This is a genomic window from Gemmatimonas sp. UBA7669 (genome assembly GCF_002483225.1).
In the GTDB taxonomy this organism is placed as follows: domain Bacteria; phylum Gemmatimonadota; class Gemmatimonadetes; order Gemmatimonadales; family Gemmatimonadaceae; genus Gemmatimonas.
Genome location: NZ_DLHL01000048.1, coordinates 72080 through 90801, shown reverse-complemented (window position 1 = coordinate 90801; position 18722 = coordinate 72080). Strand labels below are relative to the sequence as shown.

The 18722-nt window shown below is 67.0% G+C and carries 25 protein-coding genes and 1 tRNA gene; 1 reads left to right on the top strand and 25 read right to left on the bottom strand.

Features of this window, described 5'->3' with window-relative positions; all coding sequences use genetic code 11:
- Positions 1–10: 10 nt before the first annotated feature.
- From rplQ to smpB, 11 genes are all read right to left on the bottom strand, one after another.
- A complete protein-coding gene (rplQ, locus tag B2747_RS13845) occupies positions 11–367 on the bottom strand; it encodes a 50S ribosomal protein L17 (RefSeq protein ID WP_291162059.1) in 357 nt (118 codons plus the stop codon).
- Positions 368–373: 6 nt separating this feature from the next.
- Positions 374–1471 carry a DNA-directed RNA polymerase subunit alpha gene (locus tag B2747_RS13840; protein WP_291162056.1) on the bottom strand — a complete coding sequence of 366 codons (1098 nt, stop codon included), beginning with the start codon at positions 1469–1471 and terminating at the stop codon, positions 374–376.
- Between the two features lie 157 nt (positions 1472–1628).
- Positions 1629–2264, bottom strand: a complete 636-nt coding sequence (gene rpsD / locus B2747_RS13835; RefSeq protein WP_291162053.1) for a 30S ribosomal protein S4 — start codon at positions 2262–2264, stop codon at positions 1629–1631.
- A 3-nt stretch (positions 2265–2267) separates the two neighbouring features.
- Positions 2268–2645, bottom strand: a complete 378-nt coding sequence (rpsK, locus tag B2747_RS13830) for a 30S ribosomal protein S11 (protein ID WP_291162049.1) — start codon at positions 2643–2645, stop codon at positions 2268–2270.
- Positions 2646–2648: 3 nt separating this feature from the next.
- Entirely contained in the window at positions 2649–3026 is a 378-nt protein-coding gene (gene rpsM, locus B2747_RS13825; RefSeq protein ID WP_291162046.1) for a 30S ribosomal protein S13, read from the bottom strand.
- A 15-nt stretch (positions 3027–3041) separates the two neighbouring features.
- Positions 3042–3158, bottom strand: coding sequence for a 50S ribosomal protein L36 (rpmJ, locus tag B2747_RS13820; protein ID WP_012683466.1), 117 nt, complete (start codon positions 3156–3158; stop codon positions 3042–3044).
- A 279-nt stretch (positions 3159–3437) separates the two neighbouring features.
- Complete coding sequence (pyrF, locus tag B2747_RS13815) at positions 3438–4151, bottom strand: orotidine-5'-phosphate decarboxylase (RefSeq protein WP_414652197.1); 714 nt, start codon at positions 4149–4151, stop codon at positions 3438–3440.
- A 41-nt stretch (positions 4152–4192) separates the two neighbouring features.
- Complete coding sequence (locus B2747_RS13810) at positions 4193–5191, bottom strand: dihydroorotate dehydrogenase (protein ID WP_291162034.1); 999 nt, start codon at positions 5189–5191, stop codon at positions 4193–4195.
- A 51-nt stretch (positions 5192–5242) separates the two neighbouring features.
- Positions 5243–6643, bottom strand: a complete 1401-nt coding sequence (locus B2747_RS13805; RefSeq protein WP_291162032.1) for a hypothetical protein — start codon at positions 6641–6643, stop codon at positions 5243–5245.
- Positions 6640–7998: an N-acetylmuramoyl-L-alanine amidase family protein gene (locus tag B2747_RS13800; protein WP_291162029.1), complete on the bottom strand. Its 1359-nt coding sequence runs from the start codon at positions 7996–7998 to the stop codon at positions 6640–6642. The genes B2747_RS13805 and B2747_RS13800 overlap by 4 nt, the downstream gene beginning before the upstream one ends.
- Positions 7999–8006: 8 nt before the next feature.
- Positions 8007–8477: an SsrA-binding protein SmpB gene (gene smpB, locus B2747_RS13795; RefSeq protein ID WP_291162027.1), complete on the bottom strand. Its 471-nt coding sequence runs from the start codon at positions 8475–8477 to the stop codon at positions 8007–8009.
- 107 nt (positions 8478–8584) lie between these two features.
- Between smpB and B2747_RS13790 the strand changes: the two genes are divergently transcribed.
- Positions 8585–8668 (top strand) — tRNA-Leu (locus tag B2747_RS13790).
- A 115-nt stretch (positions 8669–8783) separates the two neighbouring features.
- Here B2747_RS13790 and B2747_RS13785 read toward each other — a convergent pair.
- From B2747_RS13785 to B2747_RS13720, 14 genes are all read right to left on the bottom strand, one after another.
- Positions 8784–9317, bottom strand: a complete 534-nt coding sequence (locus B2747_RS13785) for a hypothetical protein (RefSeq protein WP_291162024.1) — start codon at positions 9315–9317, stop codon at positions 8784–8786.
- A 9-nt stretch (positions 9318–9326) separates the two neighbouring features.
- Positions 9327–9821 carry an Rrf2 family transcriptional regulator gene (locus B2747_RS13780; RefSeq protein WP_291162021.1) on the bottom strand — a complete coding sequence of 165 codons (495 nt, stop codon included), beginning with the start codon at positions 9819–9821 and terminating at the stop codon, positions 9327–9329.
- A 62-nt stretch (positions 9822–9883) separates the two neighbouring features.
- Complete coding sequence (locus B2747_RS13775) at positions 9884–11302, bottom strand: aspartate ammonia-lyase (protein WP_291162018.1); 1419 nt, start codon at positions 11300–11302, stop codon at positions 9884–9886.
- Entirely contained in the window at positions 11302–12114 is an 813-nt protein-coding gene (locus tag B2747_RS13770; RefSeq protein ID WP_291162015.1) for a hypothetical protein, read from the bottom strand. The genes B2747_RS13775 and B2747_RS13770 overlap by 1 nt, the downstream gene beginning before the upstream one ends.
- Positions 12115–12144: 30 nt before the next feature.
- Complete coding sequence (locus B2747_RS13765; protein WP_291162013.1) at positions 12145–12798, bottom strand: MBL fold metallo-hydrolase; 654 nt, start codon at positions 12796–12798, stop codon at positions 12145–12147.
- Positions 12799–12818: 20 nt separating this feature from the next.
- A complete protein-coding gene (gene trxB / locus B2747_RS13760; protein ID WP_291162010.1) occupies positions 12819–13850 on the bottom strand; it encodes a thioredoxin-disulfide reductase in 1032 nt (343 codons plus the stop codon).
- A gap of 55 nt (positions 13851–13905) precedes the next feature.
- The gene (locus B2747_RS13755) at positions 13906–14688 is read right to left on the bottom strand and encodes a hypothetical protein (RefSeq protein ID WP_291162007.1); all 783 of its coding nucleotides are present in this window, start codon (positions 14686–14688) and stop codon (positions 13906–13908) included.
- Positions 14689–14695: 7 nt separating this feature from the next.
- Complete coding sequence (locus tag B2747_RS13750; protein ID WP_291162005.1) at positions 14696–15469, bottom strand: SDR family oxidoreductase; 774 nt, start codon at positions 15467–15469, stop codon at positions 14696–14698.
- Positions 15438–16292: a PHP domain-containing protein gene (locus B2747_RS13745; RefSeq protein WP_291162002.1), complete on the bottom strand. Its 855-nt coding sequence runs from the start codon at positions 16290–16292 to the stop codon at positions 15438–15440. Before B2747_RS13745 ends, B2747_RS13750 begins: the two co-directional genes overlap by 32 nt.
- Positions 16289–16555 carry a hypothetical protein gene (locus tag B2747_RS13740; protein WP_291161999.1) on the bottom strand — a complete coding sequence of 89 codons (267 nt, stop codon included), beginning with the start codon at positions 16553–16555 and terminating at the stop codon, positions 16289–16291. Before B2747_RS13740 ends, B2747_RS13745 begins: the two co-directional genes overlap by 4 nt.
- Position 16556: 1 nt before the next feature.
- Complete coding sequence (locus tag B2747_RS13735) at positions 16557–16802, bottom strand: hypothetical protein (protein ID WP_291161996.1); 246 nt, start codon at positions 16800–16802, stop codon at positions 16557–16559.
- Positions 16803–18152, bottom strand: a complete 1350-nt coding sequence (locus B2747_RS13730; RefSeq protein ID WP_291161993.1) for a dihydrolipoamide acetyltransferase family protein — start codon at positions 18150–18152, stop codon at positions 16803–16805.
- Between the two features lie 4 nt (positions 18153–18156).
- Positions 18157–18429, bottom strand: coding sequence for a hypothetical protein (locus B2747_RS13725; protein WP_291161991.1), 273 nt, complete (start codon positions 18427–18429; stop codon positions 18157–18159).
- Positions 18429–18722, bottom strand: a complete 294-nt coding sequence (locus tag B2747_RS13720; protein ID WP_291161988.1) for a hypothetical protein — start codon at positions 18720–18722, stop codon at positions 18429–18431. Before B2747_RS13720 ends, B2747_RS13725 begins: the two co-directional genes overlap by 1 nt.

The window sequence follows — 18722 nt, the reverse complement described above, 5'->3', positions numbered from 1 at the left end:
GGGTGGTGCCTCAGCTGAGGATCAGTTCGATCCGCGCCATCTCCGCGCCGTCACCCTTGCGGTGGCCGGTCTTGAGAATGCGCGTGTAACCGCCCGGACGCGAGACAAACTTGGGGCCGATTTCCTGGAACAGCTTGTCGGCCGCCTCACGCTTCTGGACGTGCTTGCCGGCCAGTCGACGCGCGTGCAGCGTGCCGGTGCGGGCCTTGGTGATGAGCTTCTCGACGAACGGGCGGAGCTCCTTGGCCTTGGCCTCGGTCGTCTCGATCGCGCCCTGCTCGATGAGCGAGGTCGCGAGGTTGCGGAGCAGCGCGAGGCGCTGCTCACTGGTCCGCCGGAGCTGGCGGTTGGCCTTACGATGGCGCATGGGAGATCAATCCTCGTCTTCGTCGTCGTCGGGCGCGTTCTCGGCAGCGCGGCTGGGCGGAGTGCCCATGTCGAGGATACGGACACCGTCCGTGGACTCCTCGTAGCGCATGCCGAAGTTGAGCCCTTCCTTCTCGAGCAGCGCGGCGATTTCCTGCAGGGACTTCTTGCCGAAGTTCTTGACCTGGAGGATCTGCGCCTCGGTCTGGCGAACCAGATCGCCGAGCGAGCGGATGTTGGAGTTCTTCAGGGAGTTGACCGAGCGAACCGAGAGTTCGAGATCGTCGATCGGCGTGCGGAACAGCTCAGCGAGGCGGATGGCGTCCGAGTTGGCGCCGTCACCCAGCATGCCGGGCTGCGCAGACGCGGAAGACCCGAAGCCCACAAAGTACTGGAAGTGGGTCTGGGCCAGCGCGGCCGCGTAGCTCACTGCCTCCTCGGGCGACATCGTGCCGTTGGTTTCGACGGTGAGCGTGAGCCGGTCGTAGTCGGTGCGCTGCCCGACGCGAGTATCCGCGACGGTGAAGTTGGCCCGACGAACCGGGTTGTAGATGGCATCGATGCGCACCACGTCGACCGGCAAGTTCTTGTCGGACGGGTGGGAATCGCTCTCGACGTAGCCACGTCCCTTGTTCACGTAGAGTTCGACCGAGATATCGCGGTCGGACGTGATGGTGAAGAGATGGTGCGACGGGTCGACGACCTTCACGCCACCGGTGGCGACGATGTCGCCGGCGGTGACCGCGCCCGGGCCCGACTTGGCGATGCGGAGCACGGTCTGCTCCACTTCGTCCGGCAGGGACAGGGTCAGCGTCTTGAGGTTGCCAATGATCTGGTGCACGTCTTCCACGACGCCCTCGATGGTCTGGTGCTCATGCACCACGCCATCGATGCGGAACGCCCACACGGCCGAGCCGCGCAGCGACGACAGGAGCAGTCGGCGCATGGCGTTGCCCAGCGTGTGTCCGAAGCCACGCTCGAGCGGCTGCAGACGGAATTCGGCCAGATTCGGGTTGTCCTCGCGCTTGGTGGCTTCCACCAGCTGCGGACGGACCAGCCCAGAGAGATCGATCGTTGCCATGAAGAGATCAGGAGAAAAGGTCACACCGGGAGTCACCGGTGACGCGCTGCCCCGCCCCGAACGCGCGGCAGCCCCGTAGAGGGGTTCGGGCCCCGACCAAACAGCGGCTCGGAGTTCTGAGTTGCGAGCTTTGAGTAAGGCACTCAGAGCTCACAGCTCAGAACTCGAAGCTGCAGTTGTGTTACTTCGAGTACAGTTCGACGACGAGCTGTTCCTGCGCCGCGAGCGGGATGCTCTGACGCTGGGGCTTCTCGAGCACGCGACCGCTGAACGACTCCTTGTCGACCGCGATCCACGAGAGCGAGGCGCCACGCGCCGCCTGCTCCATGGCGCTCTGCACGAGCACGAGCTCGCGCGAGTCCTGCTTCACGCGGACTTCTTCGCCCGGACGCACCTGGTACGACGGGATGTCGAGCAGGCGACCCTTGACCTCGATGTGGCGGTGACGGATGAGCTGACGCGCGGCCTTGCGGCTCGGGGCGAAGCCCATGCGGTACACGACGTTGTCGAGACGGGTCTCGAGGGCGGCCAGCAGGTTGTGACCGGTGATACCGGCCTGCGTGGACACGCGCTCGAACGTGTTGCGGAACTGCTTCTCGGAGATGCCGTAGATGCGCTTGATCTTCTGCTTCTCGCGCAGCTGCTTGGCGAACTCCGACATCTTCTTGCGACGCGCCGTGGCCTGACCGTGCTGACCCGGAGCGTACGGACGACGCTCAACGGGGCACTTCTCGGTGAAGCACTTGGTGCCCTTCAGGAAGAGCTTGGCGCCCTCACGACGGCACTGACGGCAGCTGGGACCAGTGTAACGGGCCATGGATCAGACCCTCCGGCGCTTGGGGGGACGGCAACCGTTGTGCGGAATCGGGGTGACGTCACGAATGGACTTCACTTGGAGACCGGCAGCGGCGAGCGCCTGGATGGCCGACTCGCGGCCGGAACCGGGACCCTGCACGCGCACATGCACGCGGCGCACGCCGAGCGTGAGCGCCTCGCGCGCGCACTGCTCGGAGGCCACAGTGGCAGCGAACGGCGTGGACTTCTTCGACCCCTTGAAGCCCGCCTTGCCGGCCGAGCCCCAGGACACCGCATTGCCATGCAAGTCGGTGATCGTGATGGTCGTGTTGTTGAACGTGGCGCTGACGTGGGCGATGCCTTCCGCCTCGACGACGCGCTTGGTCTTCTTCGCGGTAGCCATGGCTTACTTGGTCACCTTCTTCTTGCCCGCGATGGCGCGGCGCGGCCCCTTCTTGGTGCGCGCGTTCGTGTGCGTGCGCTGCCCGCGCACGGGGAGGCCACGACGGTGGCGCGTGCCACGGTACGAGCCGATGTCCATCAGGCGCTTGATGTTCATCGCGACTTCCGTGCGCAGGGCACCCTCGACGCGATGGTTGCGCTCGATTTCCTGACGGAGCTTGTTGAGGTCGGTGTCGTTCAGATCGCGCACACGCTGCGCGGTCGACACGCCGGTGGCCTCGAGGATCTTCTGGGCGGTCTTGCGACCAATGCCGAAGATGTAAGTGAGGCCGATTTCGATCTTCTTTTCACGCGGAAGATCAACGCCTGCGATACGTGCCATAGGTTACGCTTCCCCTCAGCCCTGACGCTGCTTGTGCTTGGGGTTGCGCTTGCAGATGATGCGAGTCACGCCCTGTCGCTTCACGACTTTGCAGTGCTCACAGATCGGCTTGACGCTGCTGCGAACTTTCACGGGTCACCTCGGCGCTCACGCACCGACGGAGTCTCCCGCACCGCCATCAATCGGCGGCCGGCCGGACTCCCCATGTGTTCATCGCCCATGAAGCATCGTGGTGGTGAGACCCCGATTCCGCGCACGAGCGAAGCGAAAGTGGCCAGCGGATTGGCCGGTGAAATGCCCGAAAAAACAGGCAAGACTTTAAGCCTAGCTGACCTGGGCAGGCCCCGCAAGTGCGCTACCTCAAGAGCGTTACCACAAGGGGGACGCCGCAGACGCGCCCCGGGCCGAGCGCTAGATCAGCTCCGCCCGCACCGCGGCCATCGCCGCCACCGGATCGGCGGCGCCCGTCACCGCCCGACCCAGGATGAGCCAGCGGGCGCCCGCCGCCGCCGCGGCTGACGGAGTCATGACCCGCCGCTGGTCGTGGGTGGCGCCGCCGGCCAGCCGGATGCCCGGCACCAGCAGCCCCAACCGCCCGCCATACCGGGCCCGCACGCCGGCCGCCTCATGGCCGGAGCATACAATACCCGCCGCCCCAGCGTCCGCGGCCAGTCCGGCCAGGCGCTCCACCTCGCCCTGCACCACCACTTGCTCGCGGCCCCAGGCCTGTTCCACGCCACCGGCGTCCATGCTGGTCAGGACCGTGACCCCGAGAATGCCACAAGTCTCGCCCTCCGCCGAACTCTCCGCGGAGCCCTCCGCCGCACCGGCCACCGCCGCCGCCATCATGTCCGTTCCGCCACTCGCGTGGACGGTGAGCAAACTGGCACCGAGCCGCGCCACGCTCCGGGCCGCGCCCCGGACCGTGTTGGGGATGTCGTGCAATTTGAGGTCAACAAACACGCGCTTCCCTTCGCCCCGCAGCCAGCGCACGACCTCGGGCCCCTCGGCCGCAAACAGCTCGAGCCCCACCTTGTAAAAATCACAGGCGCCGCCGAGTCGACGAACCAGCGCCTGCGCGTCGGCCATGGTGGCCACGTCAAGGGCAACAATGGCTTCGACCACGTCGGCGGACGCGGCAGGGGCAGTAACGGGGCTGGACGAGTTCACGAGGGCCAGGTGAGAGTGCCAATCACGCTGCGCAGGTCCCGCACGCCTTCCCGCTCGGCCCAGCGCCCAAGGTCGCGGGCGATGCGCTCGGGAGCGCGCGGATTGCGAAGGGCGGCCGTGCCCACGCCAACCAGCGAGGCGCCGGCCATGAGGTACTGCAGGGCATCGTCGGCGGTACTCACGCCGCCCAGGCCAATTAGCGGAACCCCCGGCAGGGCGCGGCTCACTCGCCAGGTGGCCAGCACGCCAATGGGCAGCAGCGCGGGCCCACTGATGCCCCCACTGCCAAAGCTGATGCGCGGACGCCGACGCGCCGTGTCGACCACCAGCCCCGGCATCGTGTTAACCAGGGTGAGGCCCGTGGCGCCGTTGTCCACGGCCACACGGGCCGTGTCGGCAATGCCGGCGCCAAGTGTTGGCGAGAGCTTCACGAAGATGGGCCGACTGGTGACGGCCCGCGCACCACGCACCAGCGCCGCGAGGGCATCGGGGTCCGCACCGAACTCGAGGCCGCCCGCCTTCACGTTGGGGCAACTGACATTGAGTTCGAAGCCATCGACACCCGCCTCGTTGGTCAGTGCGGCAACAATGGTGGCGAAATCGTCGATGCTGTTGCCCACCACGTTGACGAGCACGCGTGTGCCCGGATGATGAGCCGGCATCCAGGGCAGATACTGCGTGCGCACGGCCTCGAGGCCCGGATTGGCGAGGCCGATGGCATTGATCATGCCTCCGGCAAACTCACTCACACGAAGCGGCGGATTGCCGGCCCGGGGTGAGACGCTCACCGCCTTGGTGGACAGGCCGCCCACCGCATCGAGATCCACCACGTCGTCAATCTCGACACCAAACCCGGCGGTGCCGGAGGCCAGCACCAGCGGGTTGCGAAACGCGAGGCCCGCCACGCTGATGCCCAATGGGGCCTGCACGGCCTGTACCGAGGGGGCGGCAGACGCAGGCATGCTGTGCGGCGCAGGCGTAGTGGAGACCGTCACGTCAGCTGGGAAAAGGGAAACCGAAGATGAGCGGGCAAGACACCGCGGTGTTCAGGAGCCACCGCGCGCGGTCCGCAAACGGCGTACGCTGTCGGCCCACTGCCGCGTGACTTCACTCCAACTGAATCTGAGCATCTCGGGCGCCGTGACAAAGTCCGGCAGTCCGGAAGGATCATCCCCACGAAGTCGCGCGGCCACGGCGCTGGCCGCATACTCGGTGGTCACGCGGCGGCGCCAGCGATCGGCGCTGTCGGCAGTAAGTGGCGAGGGCAGCAAGGTGGCCGCGTAAAGCGCAGCTGGCGCGAGCGGTGACGACGCACTGCGGCGCGCGAGATCCACAAACACCGCCTGCGCCAGTGCCGGGGCCTGCAGCGAATCGCGCAACACTTCCGCCGCGAGAAATTGACCCGCCCCGGTGCCGTCGGCCTTGCCTGCCAGCATGCGAACCAGCAGCCACTGATCAGCAACGCGGCGCGCAAACGCAGTGCGCATGACACCGGAATCGAGCTGCGCCAGTATGGCGTCCGACTCCTCAAGTGTTTGCGCGCGGCGAAGAGCCAGCCACGCCGTGCGCGCCACCGCCTCACGCACCACGAGCGTGTCTCGTCCCGCAAGCTCGCGCGCCGTGCCGAGGTGCCAGGCGGCCAGGGAATCGCGATCCACTCGGAGCAGCTGGTCGCCCAGCGTGTAGTGCAACTGGGCACGCAGCGGCTCCCGCACACGCGCGGCGTCGTAGGCGAGCACCACACGGCGCGCGCCATCCACGCGGCCGGCCGCCGCCATCTCGCGCACGCTGCGCAGGGCCTCGTCACGATAGTCCCCGCGTCGCGCGCGCAGCACGAGCAGGGATTCGCTGCGCGCAAAATCCCGCGCCGTGGTGGACGCCGAGATCAATTCCCAGGGCAGAATCTCGCCACTCGACGCCCCGAGATAGCCGGTCACCGCCTCGAGGTCACCCATGGTGAGCGCCGCACGCGCGGCCCAGAGCCGCGCCTCACGCGCCACCTCGCGGTCACGCGAGTCAATGAGCGAGTCGAGCCGGAGGCGCGCGGTGGCCATGGCGTTGCTGCGGACATCGCAGGCACCAAGCGCCACACGCGCGCGATCGCGCTCGATGGGCGTGACATCGGTGCGGTCCAGCAATTCAAGAATGCGTTCGCGCCCACGTTCACAGTCACCCGACAGGGCATGACCGCGCCCCGCGAGATACAGGGCGCGCGTGCGCCACTTGGAGGTGGGAAAGCGCACCAGCACCGACTCAGCGCGCTCGGCCGATTCGAGAAACCGTGCCTGCGCCTCGGCCTCCTGATTCTCGCGCAGTCGGCGATCCCCCTGCTTTGCCGCGGCCTGTGCGTTGTACACGCCGTTGTAGTACACGCAGCCGGTGGCCAGACCCCACATGCCCAGCACCATCGCGATGCGTCGTCCGGCCGAGGCGACCACACGCGTCATCCGCCCACCTTGCGTTCGTACTCGGCGAGATAGCGCACGATGGCGTCGGCCAACCGCGCCGCCAACTGCTGCTGCTTCGCCTCGCTCGTCATCCACGCCGCTTCCGCCGCGTTCGTGCCGAAGCCGATTTCCACCAGCACCGCCGGCATGAAGGCCGTGACCAGCACCCGAAAGCCCGCCTGCTTGACACCGCGATCGGGACCGGGATGCACCCCCTTCATGCCGCCCTGAATGAGCTCCGCCAATCGCGAGGACTCGCGCAGATGTTCGTTCTGCGCCATGTCGCGAATGATGAAACCCAGCGGATCATCACGTGACGCATCGACGGTGGTTTCGAAGCGAATGGATTCGTTTTCCATGGCTTCGACACGCCGCGCATCTTCGGTCTTGGCTTCGGCCAGGAAGTACGTCTCAAAGCCACGTGCGGCACCGGGACTCTTCCATCGCGGATTGGCCGCGTTGACGTGGATGGACACGAAGAGATCGCCCTTGGCCTGATTGGCAATCTTGCCACGATCGGACAGCGCGATGAGCGTGTCCGTCGTGCGCGTCATGACCACATCGATGCCGCGTTCCTGCAGCGCGGCGCGCAGTACTTTGGACACCGCCAGCGTGATGTTCTTCTCGTAGACCTTGCGCGGGTTGCCAATCGGGCCCTGCATGCCGTTGTCCGGACCGCCGTGTCCCGCGTCCACCACCACGACATGCCGGCGCGTTGGCAGCAGCCGGCCCTCATCGGTTCGGGTATTGTCGGTGCGCACGGTGGGCGGCGCCGCCACGGGCGCCGAGGCAGTGCTTGCCTCTGCGCGCCGTGTGGTGGGAGCGGTGCGCCGTGTGCCCACCAGTGGGGAAAAGCGCCGCAACTCGCGCTTTTCCGCATCGTACAGCACCCCGGCGCCGAGGCGGGGGAGCACGTCCGTGGCCAGTGACCACGGTACATACACAAACGCGTCACGACGAATGACGTCGGTGCTGAGCGGCAGCGTGTCGGTTCCCGCCAGCGCCCAGGCCGCGCCAGCCTCGATATCAAGGCCGCTGGTGCCGACTTCAAAGCGGTATCGCCAGGGCGCGCGACGGTCGACGACCAGTTGGCCGCCCAGGGCTTCGGCCAGCAGATCGGCACGCAGGGCACGGCCACCCATGGGGTGAGCCATGGTGGGCACCTCACGCAGCCGTTCTCCCATACGCACGGCGAGCGTTGTTGGCGCCCCCGCGGCCGGCGCAGCGGTTTCCTGCGCCAGAGCGGACGCAGGCGGTACGGATCCAGCCAGAGCCAGCCCGCCGAGCAGGAGCGCGCTGCGGGCGGCCTGCCGGAAGCCCCATGCACCGATGGGCACGATCCGTGGCTCAGTCACGAGGCCAGCTACCGCGAACGCAAGGCACGCGCGATTTCCCGCTCGGCGTCCTTTTTCTTGAGATCTTCACGCTTGTCATGCTGCTGCTTCCCTCGCGCCAGAGCAATGCGCGTCTTCACGCGCCCCTGCTTGAAGTACAAATCGAGGGGGACCAGCGTCAGTCCCTGGCGTTCCACCGCCCCGATCATGCGACGGATTTCCCGCTTGTGCAGCAACAGTTTGCGCGTCCGGGTGGGCTCGTGGTTGAACACATTCCCATGCCCATACGCGCCGATATGCAGGTTGAGCAGGAAGACCTCTCCCTCGTTCACGATGCCGAAGGCATCGGTGAGGTTGGCACGCCCATCGCGCAGCGCCTTGACCTCGGTCCCCGTGAGCACCAGGCCCGCTTCCCAGGTGTCGAGGATTTCGTAGTCGAGGCGCGCGCGCTTGTTGCGCACGATGAGTTCTGTCTGCTCTTCGGTGTCCTTGGAAGCCATACGTGGTGTTAACGTAATCGAACGAGGCGCAAGCGTTGACTTCCGGGGTGCCCCTCGCCTATTCTTACCGCCTTGCCGCTGCCGGGTTCACCGGCACGTGGCAAGACGCCGAAGTGGTGGAATTGGTAGACGCGCTGCGTTCAGGGCGCAGTGTCCGCAAGGACGTGCCGGTTCGAGTCCGGCCTTCGGCACCTCACGTTTCCCGGGTCAACCGGCAAACGTTCCCTGAAAACCAACGGGCAGTGGCCATCCGGTCGCTGCCCGTTGTGTTTTCCCACTCTGTCCGCCCGCTCCGGTCTGCCCGCGTCAGTGCGCGAGCGTAGACGGTTTCACGTCCTCGGGCAGCGTGGCCACGCCGTAGGCGGCGCGCAAACTCTCGTTGCATTGGCCGCGCGTGTCCATGACATAACGAGTGGCGTGCTGCAGCACCTCCGGTATCGGCTCGGGAATCCCGACCGCCGCGAGCATGACCCGTGCGAGCCGCACTGCCGGGGCCTCGGCGCTGCCCCGCACGGCCAGCGCGGCCGTGTACGCGCGCCAACGCTCCGCCCAGGCTCCGCCGTACTCCGGATCACGACGGCCCTCGCCGGCGATGACGGGCGCCAGCAGATGCGCCACATCGGCCGCGGTGCGGTCGTCGAGCGCATCGCGCTCTGCGACAATCAGCCCGACGGCACGCCGGCAGAACACCAACTCACGCGCGGCGCGCTCGCCTGACACGCCAAGCGACTGCAACCACTGGAGCTCGGTGGCCGACGGGTCCCGAAGGACGGTGCCGAGATACCGCTCGGCCCGCATTCTGCGCTCACGCGACGCCCGCCATTCTCCCCACATGCCCATGGCGCGCCGTCAGGTCTGCAGGATGGGGAGACCGCCTGGCACGGTGGGGGACGGCTCGTATGCCGGCAGTCCCACCCGATCACGAACAACCGATTCGTCGGCCAGCAGATCGCTGAGCTTCACGCCCTCGAGCACCTCGTCGATGCGCTGCTGCAGCAGCATCCACACCGGCCGAATGCTGCAGTTCTCGGATTCACCGCAACGCCCGGCATCAACCGGATGGGACACGCAATGCAGATCGAAGGTGGCCAACTCGGAGGCCTTGATGACATCCCGCACCGTGATGGCGTCGGGTGTGCGAGCCAACGCGTAGCCGCCCCGCGCACCGCGCGTGCTGTTCACGATGCCAGCCCGCCGCATGCGCAACAGAATCTGCTCGACATAGTCGGCTGGGAGTCGCTCCCGCGCCGCCATGTCGCGACCGGTCACGGGCCCGTCTCCCGCCCGACGGGCGAGGTGCAAGGCACAGATCAGGCCGTATTCGGCCCAGGTCGTAATCCGCATGAGTCCAGTGTAGGCCGACGGGAGAGAACAAACAAGGCGCGCGGGTGCCGTGACGGCGGAGCTCAGCCCCCGGCGCTGCTGCCATGCGCCCCGGACGGGACGCCGATTTCCGTGAGGCGGCGCAGGTCCAGCACCGTATCCACCTCGTCCTCCGGTAGTACCCCTTCCCGGCGGACCAGGTCCCGGATGAGCACGCCTTCACGTACGCTCCGTTTGGCCAGTTCGGCGGCCGCCGCGTAGCCAATCTGGGGCATGAGCGCGGTGGCCAGCGCCGCCGAGCGTTCCACCCAATACGCGCACATGGCTTCGTTGGCCGCGATGCCCTGCACACAGCGCGTGGTGAAGCTGTCGATCGCGTTGGTGAGCAGTTGCATGGACAGCAGCACGTTGTGTGCGATGACCGGCATCATGACGTTGAGCTCCAACTGCCCATGCTCGGCTGCCAGCGTGACCGTGGTGTCGCAGCCGATGACCTGGAAGCACACCTGGTTCACCATCTCCGGGATGCTCGGGTTGATCTTGCCCGGCATGATGCTGGACCCGGGCTGGACGGCCGGGAGCACGATCTCGTCGAAACCGGTTCGCGGGCCCGACACCATGAGGCGCAGATCGCTGGAGATTTTCGACAACTCAATGGCCAGTCCGCGCAGCGCACCGCTGAACGCGGCCACATCTCCCATGCTCTGCATGAGCTGGATGCGATCGGCGCCCACACGCAACGTGGTGATACCCGTGATTTCGCGCAGATGAGCGACCGTGCGCTCGGGATAGCTGGGTTCGACGGTGACGCCGGTACCAACGGCCGACCCACCGATGCCGAGGTCGTTGAGATAGTCAACCGCCTCGTGCAGTCGGCGCAGGGTGCGGGTCATGGTGCCGGCGTAGGCGGCAAACTCCTGCCCGAGACGAATGGGCATGGCGTCCTGCAGGTGCGTACGCCCCGCCTTCACGACGTGATCGAATTCCCTGCCCTTGCCGGCCAGCGATTCGGTGAGTGCCTCCAACGCCGAGCGCAGCAACGGCCACTGCCGCAACACCGCCAGGCGGATGTTGGTGGGGATCGTATCGTTGGTGCTCTGCGCCATGTTCACATGGTCATTGGGATGCACGGGCACATACTGGCCCCGCGCCTTTCCCAGCAACTCGTTGGCGCGATTGGCCAGCACCTCGTTCACGTTCATGTTGTGCGACGTGCCGGCCCCGGCCTGCCACGGATCGACGACGAACTGTTCCTGATGCTGCCCGGCCAACACTTCGTCAGCCGCAGCAACAATGGCCTGGGCAATCTCCGGCGCCAGCCGCCCCGTGTCGCGGTGCGTGAGCGCCGCCGCCTTCTTGATCCACACCTGCGCGATGACAAACGGCTCGAGGGGACGTTGACCCGAGATGGCGAAGTTCTCGAGCGCGCGCACGGTCTGAATGCCGTACAAGGCGCTATCGGGCACGTCGCGCGTGCCGAGCGGATCACGCTCGGTACGCATCAGGGCAGCGCGACGACGGTGTCGACGCTGGTGACGATGTGCAGCACCGTCTTGGCGTCGGGCAACACTTCGTTGGTGCGCCAGCGCGTGAGTGTGAGCGACCGCAAATTGGCCGGGCTGATGAGGAAGCTCGTCAGACCGTTGGCCGGGATGTCGAACGCGCCGTCGTCCTTCACTTCGCAGTACACCTGGCGATTGGCAAAGCTGGACGACGTGGGGTCAGCGTACTTGAGCTGGATGATGACGGCCGCCGTGGGATCGTTGGTGGCGTTCCAGCGCACTGGCAGCGGCAAACCGGGCTGGGGCAGCGTGAGCGCCTGCGGCAGCAGCGGTTCGGCCAGCTTCACCGAGATGTTCTGGGCAGGAAACGCGCCGGCGCTGCCGGGAATGCTGACCTGCGCCACCTCACCACCGGTGTACAGCAGCGGGCTGGCATCGGGCGTGGCGTAGCGCTGCAGGGCGTCGGCATACGGCATGGTGATGGTGTTGCCACTGGCGGTCAGGGCCACCGACTCACCGGCGCGGAACTGTCCACGCGCCACCTGCGGCAGGGTGTCTACGCCCTGGAAGATGCAGTTGTCCGACTGCTGCAGCGTGCTGTTGGGCACGGCGATGGTGATGGCTTCGAAGAAGATCACCGTGGCATTCGCGCGCACCGCCGTGTTGCTGGTGGCCCGTCCGCGAATGTTCACGGCACCGTAGCGATTGGGCGTGGGCGTGGAATTGTCGGTGAGGCCGCCACAAGCGCCAATGAGCGCGAGCGTGGTCAGAACAGCGGCGCGGCGGGCCGTGCGCAGGGAAAGGCTGGACATGATGGAAAGTCTCTGGTGCCGGATGCCGCGTCAGGCCCCGATGGGCCGAGCCGCTCCATGCAGAAAGGGATTGGACGCACGCTCACGTCCGATGGTGGTGGTAACACCGTGTCCAGGCAATACCCTCACACTGTCGTCCTGTGTCGCAAGACGCTGAAGCGAGCGGTGCATGGCCTGCGGATCGCAGAGCGGCAGGTCGGTGCGGCCGATGGAACCGGCGAACAGCACGTCACCCGACACACAGAGGCCGTGGCCCACAAACGCCACGTGCCCCGGTGCGTGACCCGGCACATGCCAGACGTCAAAGCGATAGGCACCCAGCGTCATGACGTCGCCTTCGGCGAGGGTGTGCGTGGCCGGTGGTGGTGTTTCCACCGAGAGCCCCCAACGGGCGGCGCTGTCAGCGGCACGCTCGTAGAGTGGCTGATCTGCCGGATGCAACCAGATGGGCACCTGGGCGGCGCGCACGATGCCGGCGACACCACCCACGTGATCGAAGTGCGCGTGCGTGAGCCACACGCCAGCAAGCGCGCAACCACTCTCCTTCACCGCCGCAAGCAAACGCTCCGGTTCATCGCCCGGGTCGACGAGCACCGCCTCACCGGACTCGGGATCGGCGAGGAGCCAGCAGTTCTCCTCCAGCGGCCCCACGGTGAGCTGACGGACCTGCAATGGGCGACTCACGCTCGTGTCCTGTGGTCCTTTCAGTGTGCGGCGACGTGCGCCGCTTCCGGCGCCGCGCTGTCTTCGATGCCGTGATGTGCCAACCAACGTTCGGCTTCGAGCGCGGCCATGCAGCCCGTGCCCGCCGAGGTGATGGCCTGGCGGTAGTAGTCGTCGATGACATCACCCGCGGCAAACACCCCGTCGACACTGGTTGCCGTGCGGCCTGGCGTGACCTGCACGTAGCCATGCTCGGTCGTGCTGAGCTGGCCGGCCAGAAAGCGCGTGTTGGGCGTGTGGCCGATGGCGACAAAGAGCCCGCCCACTTCGAGCTCACTGGTGGCGCCGGTCACGGTATCCTCGAGACGCACACCGGTGATGAAATCGTCGCCGAGCACGTCGGTGACTCGCGCATTCCAGATGACCCGCACCTTGGGATGCGACAGCACGCGCTGCGCCATGACCTTGCTGGCGCGGAAGCTGTCGCGACGATGCACGACCACCACTTCACTCGCGAACTTCGTGAGATACAGCGTCTCTTCCATGGCCGTGTCGCCACCACCAACCACCACGAGCCGCTTGTTGCGATAGAACGGCATGGCGCCGTCACACACGGCGCAGGCCGACACCCCACCGCCCGTGGTGGCCAGCCGCTGCTCGTTGGGCAGACCAATCCACTTGGCCGCCGCGCCGGTGGCCACGATGACGGTGTGCGCCTGCACGGGCTCGCTGTAGTTGGGCACGACGGTAAACGGCCGCTCGCCGAGTCGCACTTCCTTCACGAGTTCGGAGACGACACGCGTGCCGTGATGCACGGCCTGCGCCTTGACGCGCTCCATGAGCTCGGGGCCGCTGAGCGGCTCGGGAAAGCCCGGGAAGTTCTCGATGTCGGTGGTGAGCATGAGCTGGCCACCGGGCAACTCCGTGCCCACCGGTTCTCCCTCGAACACCAGAGGCCGCAGGTTGGCACGCGCGGCATAGATGGCCGCGGTCCAGGCCGCAGGTCCGGAGCCGATGATGACGACGTTTTCTGGCGCAGCGCCAGCGGTCGAGCCGGGAGTCGAAGCAGACATGAGCGACAGTCGGGAAACGTGAGACAATCGAGGATGAACGATCGCGAAGGACCGTTTATGACACGGACAGAACGCCCAGCGCCCCATGACAATGGGAGACCGTACCGACCAACGCGCGAAACGGCCCGCTGGCTCCACGCTCTGCCAGCGCGGCATCGGCCGCGACGATGGGCGCCACGTCGATCATCCCCACGCCGTAGGTCCTATGGACGCAGGGAAAGATAACGGCCGCGTCGAGTGACGGGTCGCTATCGGCGAACTGCTGCATGGCCAGCGGCATGCTCCAGTCCCTGGGCCCTCGCGTGGCCGGACAGCGCGCCGGCTCGACGCAGTTCACCGGGCACATCCAGGTGGCAAAGCTCACATAGTGCCGCAGGTCCGGAGCGGCCCGCTCCCAAGGAGTAGGCGGCGCGGTGCGCAAAGGTTCGGCACGGACCTCACGCCCGGGCCAACGCAGGCGGGCGCGCTCGAGCAGCCACTCGAAGCAGAGGTGCGGCATGAGCGGTGACGGCACCATGGCGTGTCCCGCCAACGCGTCCGGACCGGCACTCCACCAGCGTGCGAGATAGCTGGTCCACGATTCGGTGACGACATGCACCGGCCAGCCGGCGTATTCGCCCTCGCGCCACCTGGTGGCGACAGGACATGCCGCATCCTGATCCACCACATCGACCCTCGCGGCGGTCAGGGCGCCGCGCGACATGGCGCGCACCAGTTGCTGGGTATACCAGCTGCCGTAACACCCACCGCCCATGACCACGATGTGCGCGAAGTGCAGTGGCGCACGCGCGGTCGGCGACAGGGCGACCAACTCGCGGCCTGCTTCTGCGTCCGGCACCTGTGCCTCAGCGCCTCAGGTGACGTCCGCCGTCCACCGGCAGAATGACACCGGTGATGTATGGCGCGTCCACGAGCGCGTGGATGGCCTGCACCACGTCGTCGGGACCGCCAGCACGTGCCAGCGGCACATCACGCAGGAACGCGGTCACCGACGCGTCACGCATGTCGTCGGGCGGCAGCACGAGGCCCGGGGCCACAGCATTCACGCGACGATGCGGTGCGAGCATGTCCGCACCCGCGCGTACGAGCTGCGTGAGCGCGGACTTGGTGATCTGATGCGGCAGCAGATTGGGCCAACCCATTTCGGTGGCCAGATGATCGGCCATCTGCACAAACACGCCGCCGGGTTCGAGCCACCGCGCCGCCGCCTGCAACAGAAAGAACGGCGCGCGCAGATTGACCGCCTCGGTGCGCATCCACTGCGCCGGCGTGACCTCGTCGAACGGCACCATCTCCATGAGCGACGCCGAGCTGACAATCACGTCAAGGCGGCCGAACGCACGCGCCGCTTCCTCCACCACACGGGTCGGCGCATCGGCTTCGGTCAGGTCGGCCTGCAGCAGGTGCGACGTGGTGCCGAACTCCTCGCGCAATCGCCGCGCCAGCTCCTCGGCCTCCGCGCCAGAGTGTCCGTGGTGGATGACCACATGGTACCCGCGCTCCGCAAAGCTGCGCACGATGGCCGCCCCCAAACGACGGGCGCCGCCGGTGACGAGCACCGTGCGAAGCGTGGCCGTGTCGCTCACGTCAGCCGATCCGTCCTCTGGCGACCGCTTCATCCTGCCAATCGAGCCAGACCTTGGGTACCAACTGCCCTCCGAGGCGACGCGGCCCTTCGAGCGTGCCATGCCAATCGGACCCCCCGCTGGGCAGCAGCTCCACCTTCTCGGCATGCTCAACGAGTCGCGTGACAAGATAGGGCGGATGGCTGGGATGCAGGCACTCCACGCCGTCGAGGCCAAGCGCCTTGAGACGCGTGAGGCGCGGAACCGTGGCCGCTTCTCCCGGATGCGCCCACACGGCGAGGCCGCCGGCTTCATGCACGAGCGTGATGGCATCGGCCACTTCGAAGCGTTCACGCGGCACGTAGGCGGGACGCTTCCACCCAATCCACTTGTCGAAGGCGTCGCGAAACTCGCTCACCCAGCCCCCGGCCACCATCGCGCGCGCAATGTGCGGACGTCCCACCGCTGCGTCGCCTGCTTCGGCGCGTACGGCCTCCATGGTCAGCGGGATGCCATGACGATTGAGGATCTCCACGATCTCCTCGGCGCGCGCGACACGATCGGCCTTGAGGCGCTCGAGGGCAGCGGCCATGGTGTCCGGCTGTGCGAGATGCAACCCGAGCAAGTGCAGCTCGTCGTCCACGAAGTACGTGGAGAGCTCCACTCCTGGCACGATACGCACCCCCAGACGCTCGCCCGCTTCCCGCGCTTCCGCGAGGCCGTCCACGGTGTCGTGATCAGTGAGGGCCATGGCATACAGGTTCGCGGCCGCGGCCGCCTCCACCACAGCTGCCGGTGGCAGGGCGCCATCAGATGCGGTGCTGTGCACCTGCAGGTCCACGAACGCCGGTGTCGGCGACGTGGCGGCATCACTCACGAGTGATAGCCGGCCTCGGGTGCCCGCGCGCTCGGCTGCGACGCGCGGAAAAGTGTGATGACCGTGGCGTCGTCCAGTTCGGCGAGCGCCTGCTCACGAGAGCGGGTGCCCATGGGGGAATAGCGCGTGACGCGCAGTTCGCGCTCACTGCCGGTGCCTCTCACGAAGATGAGGCCGAACTCGTCTCCCACTGACTGCGTGAGAAATCCGGACGGAAAGACCTGCCACTCCGTCCCGTCGATCTGTATGCGCCGTGTCGGCATGTCATGCTCCCCGTACTTCCTGCCAACAGTCGGTGACCGATTCCACGCCGAGGGCCTGCGCCAGCAACTCGGCGCTGGCGGCTTCGGTGAATTCGAGGAAGTGTCCCGTCGTGGCAGCGTGTTCGAATACCCAGAAATGCGCGGGCACTGCGGCCGCACGCGCCTGGCGTGCGGGCAGTGCCGCGAGGTAGGTCGCGCGCTCCGCCTGGTCGACATGTCGGTCGAACACGTGGAGCGCGCGGGCCACTCAGACTCCCGCTTCGGGGAAGGACTCGAGGGCCTTCTTGATGTCGCCCATGAAGCGGTCGGCATCGGCGCCGTCGACCACCTTGTGGTCGAACGACAACGAGAAGTAGCAGCAGGTGCGAATGGCCAGCGTGTCTTCACCATCCGGGCCGGTCACGACCTTGGGCCGCTTTTCGATGGCGCCGAGGCAGAGAATGGCCGTGGTGCCCACGGGGATGATGGGCGTGCCCGTGATGCTGCCAAACGTGCCCGGATTGGAGATGGTGAATGTGGCGTCCTGCACATCGGTGGGACTCAGCTTTTTGCCACGCGCCCGCGCCGCCAGATCGTTCACACCACGCGAGAGTCCGGTGAGCGAAAGCTCATCGGCGCGCTTGAGCACGGGCACGATGAGGCCCGTGGGATCGAGCGCCACGGCAATGCCGAGGTTCACCTGCTTGCGATAGATGATGTCGTTCCCGGCGACGGCGGCATTGAGCACCGGATGCCGCTTGAGCTGCGCGGCCACCACCTGCAGGATGAACGGCATGTAGGTGAGCTTCTGGCCCGACTGCGCCTCGAACTCCTTGCGCATGGCGTTGCGAATACGCGCCACGCGGGTGAGATCGATTTCCCAGAACGTCGTGACGTGGGCCGCGATACGACGTGCGGTGGCCATGTGATCCGACGTGAGCTTGCGCATCTTGGACATCGGCTCCACCACATCGCCCGGCCAGGGCGAGGGCAGCGGGCCATGCGACTCGGTACCGGCGGGCGCGTACATGCTCGCACCGGCCACGGGCGCCGGCGCGCTCCCCGCCGCGGGACGCGCCGTGAGGTAGGCCTCGAGATCCTTGCGCGTGACACGGCCGGCAATGCCGGTACCGGACAACGCGGCGATGTCCACACCATGCTCCGCCGCCAACTTGCGCACGAGCGGCGAGGACTTGGTACGCAGACGATCCTCGAGGGAGCCGGGCGCAGACGCCGGCGCTGACGTCGCCGCGACGACGGGCGTTGCCGGCAGCGAAGCCGACACGGCCGGTGCAGCAGCAGCGGGTGCAGCAGCTGCTACAGCAGCCGCGGGCGCTTCCGGGGCGGGCGCCGCCGCCGCTGCGGCGGCAGCCGCGGCGTCCGTCTCGAGACGCGCTACCACCGTGTTCACCGCAACGGTCTGGCCTTCGGTGATCAGGATCTCAACGATCGTGCCGGCCGATGGCGACGGAATCTCGGCGTCCACCTTGTCGGTGGAAATCTCGAAGATCGGTTCGTCGCGCTTGACGGTGTCACCGACCTTCTTCAGCCAACGGGATACCGTCCCTTCCGCGATGGACTCACCCATCTGCGGCATGATCACGTCTACACGGGCCACTCGATCATCCTCGGTCGTTGGAAGCGGCGTCCGCCGCTCGGTCGGCAAGACGCAGGCGCCACAAGGCCACGATCGGCAACGTCACCGCGCCGATCGCAGCACCGTAGCCGGCGTACACCCACCACTCACAGGCAGGCAGGCCGGGCTCTGGCGTACAGCGATTGAAGAACCCCATGAGCTTGCCGATCCCGACTCCCGTCATGGATCCGCTCACGGCGCCGATGAAGAATGTAAAGCACCCGACGCCGATATTGCGACCGACGCGGTCCTCGGCCATCAGTATCCCGCCGCGATGAGGTGCCGGGGGTCCGCTGTGCGGTGCAGGACGTTGAAGAACTTTTTCACGCCCTTGTCGAGACGGCTCTCCCCGATCTGATCGGTGTGCCCCTCCACCAGCGTGTAGTGTCCTCCTTCCATGCGCACGGTCACACGCAACGTACCGAGGGCGCCGGTGTAGGCGCGCGTGCGCGCATCAGCCGACGTACGCGTGAGCCCAAGCGCAGCAAAGTGCGTGTCGGCCGACTCCAGCACGACGTCGGGCGTAAGCGTGGTGCGATGATACAGCTTCAT